This is a genomic window from Ideonella sp. P3_A4, from assembly GCF_056403075.1.
The window spans coordinates 1-4603 of sequence record NZ_JBFUGE010000480.1 but is presented as its reverse complement, the minus strand read 5'-3'; the positions used below and the strand labels follow the sequence as shown (position 1 = coordinate 4603).

Here is a 4603-nt window from a genome sequence, read left to right as displayed (position 1 = left end):
CCAACGGCACCAGCTGCATCTGCATGCCACCGGAGTCGATCTTGGCCAGGTCCAGCAAGTCGTTGATCAGCGACAGCAGGTGCTTGCCGCTGGACTGCACCATGTTCAGCTGCTTTTCCTGGTCCACTGTCAGCGGGCCCGGCAGGCGCATCAGCAGGATGCCGGCAAAGCCGATGATCGCGTTCAGCGGCGTGCGCAGCTCGTGGCTCATCGTTGCCAGGAAACGGTCCTTGGCCTTGTTGGCCCGCTCGAGCTCGAGGTTCTTTTCTTCCAGCGCACGTTCGACCCGCCGCCGCTCGCTGATGTCGCGGATCGCGCTGAGCCCGAAATGCCCGACGTCGGTGCGCAACGGGCTCAGGCTGATCTCGACCGGGAATTCCTCGCCGCTCTTGCGCCTGCCAGAAAGATCCAGCCCCTCTCCCATCGGCCGGGTGTGCGGGCTGGCCATGTAGCGCTCGCGGTGCTGCCCATGACCAGGCCGAAAACGCTCGGGCAACAGGGTCTCCAGCGGCCCGCCCACGAGTTCGCGCGCCTGGTAGGCGAACATGGCCTCGGCTTGCCGGTTCACCAGCGCGATGCGCCCGATCCCGTTGACCACCACCACCGCGTCAGGCATCGAATCGAAAAGCTCCTGGTAGCGGGCGCCCAGCAGTTGCGCATCGCGCCGCGTGCGCAGCTGCGTCACGTCGGCCAGGTTGTAGACCTCGCCCATCGGCTCCCCACTGCCCGAACGCAGGTGGCGCGAGGCCACGTTGACGTACAGCAGGGCCCCGTCGGCACAGCGGGCGATGGTGTCGAACGAGCTGTCGGCATTCGACGAGCGCCAGGCTCCGGCCCGGCCGTCATCATGCTCGGGGCGCAGGATCAGGTCGTGCAGCCGCTGGCCAATGGCATGGCTGCGGTGATGGCCGAACATCGCCTCCGCCGTGCGGTTCCAGAACTGGATCAAGCCGTCGACGCCCAACAGGACAATGCCGTCAGGCGACTCTTCGGCAATGCGTTCGAACAATGCCGCTTCAAGCATTTGTGCCGTCCCTTGCGCCGGTTATGTTTGTATGGCGCTGGCTGATTCTTGTCTTTTCCCAGCCAACGCGTACGACTTGCCYGGACTTCAGGTAGGGACTTGCCCGAGCGGGTTTCCGAGGCCGCCACAGGTTTCGGATGGCGTGCCTAGAATCAAGCAGCCCCCTCAGCAGATGCGATCGCCCATGCAACACACCGATCCCAATGCCCTGCCCGCGTCGATCGCCCTGATCGACGATGACGTGGAGTACACCGAGTTCCTGGCCCAGCATTTACGCAGTCTCGGTCTGCAGGTTCACCGTTTCGCCGACAGCGACGAACTGCTGGCCGACACGGCGCCGTTCAGCTACGGTTTCTACCTGGTCGACCTGATGCTGCCGGGCATCGACGGCGTCGAGCTGATCCGCGTGCTGCGCCGCCGCACCCATGCCGGCGTGCTGGTGGTGTCGGGCCGCGTGGCGGAAGACGTCTTTTCATCGGTGGTCGACGCCGGTGCCGACATGCACCTGGCCAAGCCAGTCACTTTTGACCAGGTCGTGGTCGCGATCCGCGCGGTGCACCGGCGCGTGATCGCCACCGAGTCCGGCTCCAAGGAATGGGTGCTCGACAAGCACGCCGGCCAACTCGTCGCGCCGGACGGCGTGCGGGTCGAGCTGAGCGAAGGCGACCTGGTGGTGATGGAATGCTTCGTCGAAGCCGAGGGCCAGACAGTCACTCGCGAGCTGCTGTGCCGCCGCCTCGGCCGCCCGGTCAGCGAAGAACCCGACAACACCCTGAGCGCAACGCTGTACCGGCTGCGCCGCCGCATCGAGCGCGCCACGCCGGTGGTGGTGCCGATGCAGTCGCAGTCGCGAGTCGGCTACGTGTTTCGTGCGCCGCTACGGAGTGTTTGAGCCCACGCTCTGTTGGGGTCAATCCACCAGCGGCAACCACAGCCGAAATATGCTGCCTTTCGGCTGATTCGCTGCCCAGCTGGCTTGGCCGCCGTGGCGCAGCATGATCTGGCTCACCACGTAGAGCCCGAGCCCGTGGCTCGGCAGGCCGTGGTCGCCGCGAAAACCGCGCTCGAACAAGCGCTCGCGCAGCTCCGGCGTGACACCGCTCCCTTCGTCGCGCACCTCGAACACCAGCCCCAGCGGTTCGTCGCTGTCGCTGACCTGCAAGGTCACCGTTGAATCGGGCGGTGAATAGGCCAGCGCATTGGACAGCAGGTTGCGCAGCGCCAGCCGCATCAGGCCGATGTCCATGGCCGCCGTGCGCGCGTGCGAAGCACTGTCGCGGCGCACCCGCACGCGCTGGCGCGGGTCCAGGTCACCGAGCGCCAGCTCGATCAGCATGTTGACGTCCGCGTCGCGCGGCTCCAGTGGCTGCTCGCTGGTCAGCACCGTGCTCGCGGCCAGCGTGTTGTCGATCGAGCCGACGATGTGGCTGATGACCTTCTGCGCTCGCTGCAGCCTGGCCTGCACCTCGCCCCGGTCCGACAGGGCGTCGTCGTTCAACGCCGCATCGGCACTCTGCAAAGCGGCGGAGGCGTTGTTCAGCGGTTGCCGCACCTCATGCGCCAGCACCCGCACGAATTCGTCGCGCTCAGCCAGGCGCTCCGCCAGCATCACGGCCTGCGCTTCGGCAGCGCTGCGCTGCACCTGGACCTGTGCCAGGTCACGGGCCTGCGCCTCTCGACGGATGCGGGCACGTTCGAGCGCCATGCCAACGTAGCCGACATTGCCGAAGATACCGGCGACCAGCCCGCCTGCCAGCACCAGCACCAGGTCGAGCGTCGGCGCCAGCGTCGGCGGCACGTGGGTGCCGGTCGCCAGGGCGAACAACCCGCCGGCCAGCCGCAACAGATAGGTCGACCCGTAGAAGGCATAGGAAATGCCGATCAGCTCGGCCCCGCGGCCGTGCGGCTGGCGCCCCAGATCGCGAGCCAGCAGCGCGAGCCAGGTGGCCGCCCCCGCCATCAGCACACTGGTGACCGGCCGCCGCCAGGCCGGACCGGGCCATCCCGCCACCAACGACAGCAGCATCGCCAGCGCCGTCACCAGTATCACCATTCGCCAGCGGTCGCCACGGCCGTTCTCGCGAAACAGCGCGCAGATCCGCAGCCCCAGGCCAAACAGCGCCAACGCCACCGGCACCGCCGTGGTCCAGTAGATCGGCAGCTTGCCGCGCATCGAGAACAGCAGATAGACGACGCCGATGATCACGCCGCCGCCGCACCACAGCCCGATCGCCGCTGCTTCGTGGTGCGGCCGCAGGATCATCCAGACCAGGCCTGACATCAGCAGGTAGACCACGCCCAGCAGGTACAGCGCGGTGTGCGTGTCCAGCGGGACCAGGGGCATGACAAGCGGTTCGGACAAAGGTGCGGCGCCGCAGCGGCGTGGGGGTCGAAGGCAGTGGCATTCTGGTGCAGCGCCGAGCGCAACGCCTTCGGGTGAGCCCACATGTCCGGCGCGACAACGACGCGTTAAGCTTTCGATCATGAACTTGTTGCTCGCTGAAGACGACRCGATCCTGTCGGACGCCCTCTCCGCCCAGTTGCGCGAGGCCGGTTTCGAAGTCGAGCACGCGCCCAACGGCGCGGTGGCCGAGTACCTGCTGCTGAAGCAGCCGTTCGACCTCGCCATCCTCGACCTGGGGCTGCCGCTGGTCGACGGGCTGACGGTGCTCAAGCGCGTGCGCGCCGCCAAGCCGGCGCTGCCGGTGCTGGTGCTGACCGCGCTCGACAGCCTGGACGACCGCGTGGCGGGCTTGAACGCCGGCGCGGACGACTACCTGACCAAGCCCTTCGACTTTCCCGAGCTGGAGGCACGGCTGCGCGCGTTGCTGCGCCGCACCCGGCCGCTGGGCAACTCGGCAGAGCTGGGCCATCTGAGCTTCGACCGTGACACCCGCCGCGCCGCCGTGCGCGGCGAAACGCTGGACCTGAGCCCACGCGAATGGATGCTGCTCGACCTGCTGCTGTCGCAGCGCGACAAGGTCGTCACCAAGGACCAGATCCAGCAGGCCTGGGCGCTGGACCGCACCGAGGTCGCCAGCGGCACCAACTCGATCGAGGTCTACATCCACCGCCTGCGCCGCAAGCTGGAGCAATCCGCCCTGGCGATCCGCACCGTGCGCGGCCTGGGCTACCTGCTCGAGGCCGAGGCCGACGTCGGTGCTTAGCTGGCTAGTCCGGTGGCGTCACGCTGCCGCCCGTTCGGAAGGGCCTGCCGCCTCCCCCAGCAAACGGTCCGCCGGAGGTCAGTCGCTGCATCGCCAGCTGCTGATCTGGCTGCTGTTGCCGCAGCTGGTGCTGTGGATCGGTGGCGCCTTCGTCACCTACAACCTGGCCGCGCGCTATGCCAATGCGGCAGTCGACGCGACCTTGTCGCAGGCCACGCGCTCGCTGGCGCGCCAGGTCAAGCCGATCGGCAACGGGCTGTTCATCGATTTCCCACGCGCCGCGCAGGACATCCTCGAAGCCGATCCGAACGACCGCGTGCTCTACACGGTCAGCTCGCCACCGGGCGAGTTCATCCTCGGCAACCGCAACCTGCCGCCGCCGCGCGGCATCCCGGCCCAGCCCGCATTGGGC

The 4603-nt window shown here is 67.8% G+C and carries 5 protein-coding genes; 3 read left to right on the top strand and 2 right to left on the bottom strand.

Annotated features, from left to right (window positions below; all coding sequences use genetic code 11):
- On the bottom strand, nt 1-1024 hold a 1024-nt coding region (locus tag AC1DYI_RS27240; RefSeq protein ID WP_477207252.1), incomplete at its 3' end, for a PAS domain-containing protein.
- Nucleotides 1025-1208: 184 nt separating this feature from the next.
- Here AC1DYI_RS27240 and AC1DYI_RS27235 point away from each other — a divergent pair.
- Nucleotides 1209-1916 carry a response regulator transcription factor gene (locus AC1DYI_RS27235; protein ID WP_477207251.1) on the top strand — a complete coding sequence of 236 codons (708 nt, stop codon included), beginning with the start codon at nt 1209-1211 and terminating at the stop codon, nt 1914-1916.
- Between the two features lie 18 nt (nt 1917-1934).
- Here AC1DYI_RS27235 and AC1DYI_RS27230 read toward each other — a convergent pair whose 3' ends face one another.
- Complete coding sequence (locus tag AC1DYI_RS27230) at nt 1935-3368, bottom strand: sensor histidine kinase (RefSeq protein WP_477207250.1); 1434 nt, start codon at nt 3366-3368, stop codon at nt 1935-1937.
- 139 nt (nt 3369-3507) lie between these two features.
- On the opposite strand from AC1DYI_RS27230, the gene AC1DYI_RS27225 reads away from it, so the two are divergent.
- A complete protein-coding gene (locus AC1DYI_RS27225) occupies nt 3508-4191 on the top strand; it encodes a response regulator transcription factor (RefSeq protein WP_477207249.1) in 684 nt (227 codons plus the stop codon).
- A gap of 115 nt (nt 4192-4306) precedes the next feature.
- Nucleotides 4307-4603: sensor histidine kinase N-terminal domain-containing protein (locus AC1DYI_RS27220; protein WP_477207248.1), on the top strand; the 297-nt coding region annotated here is incomplete at its 3' end.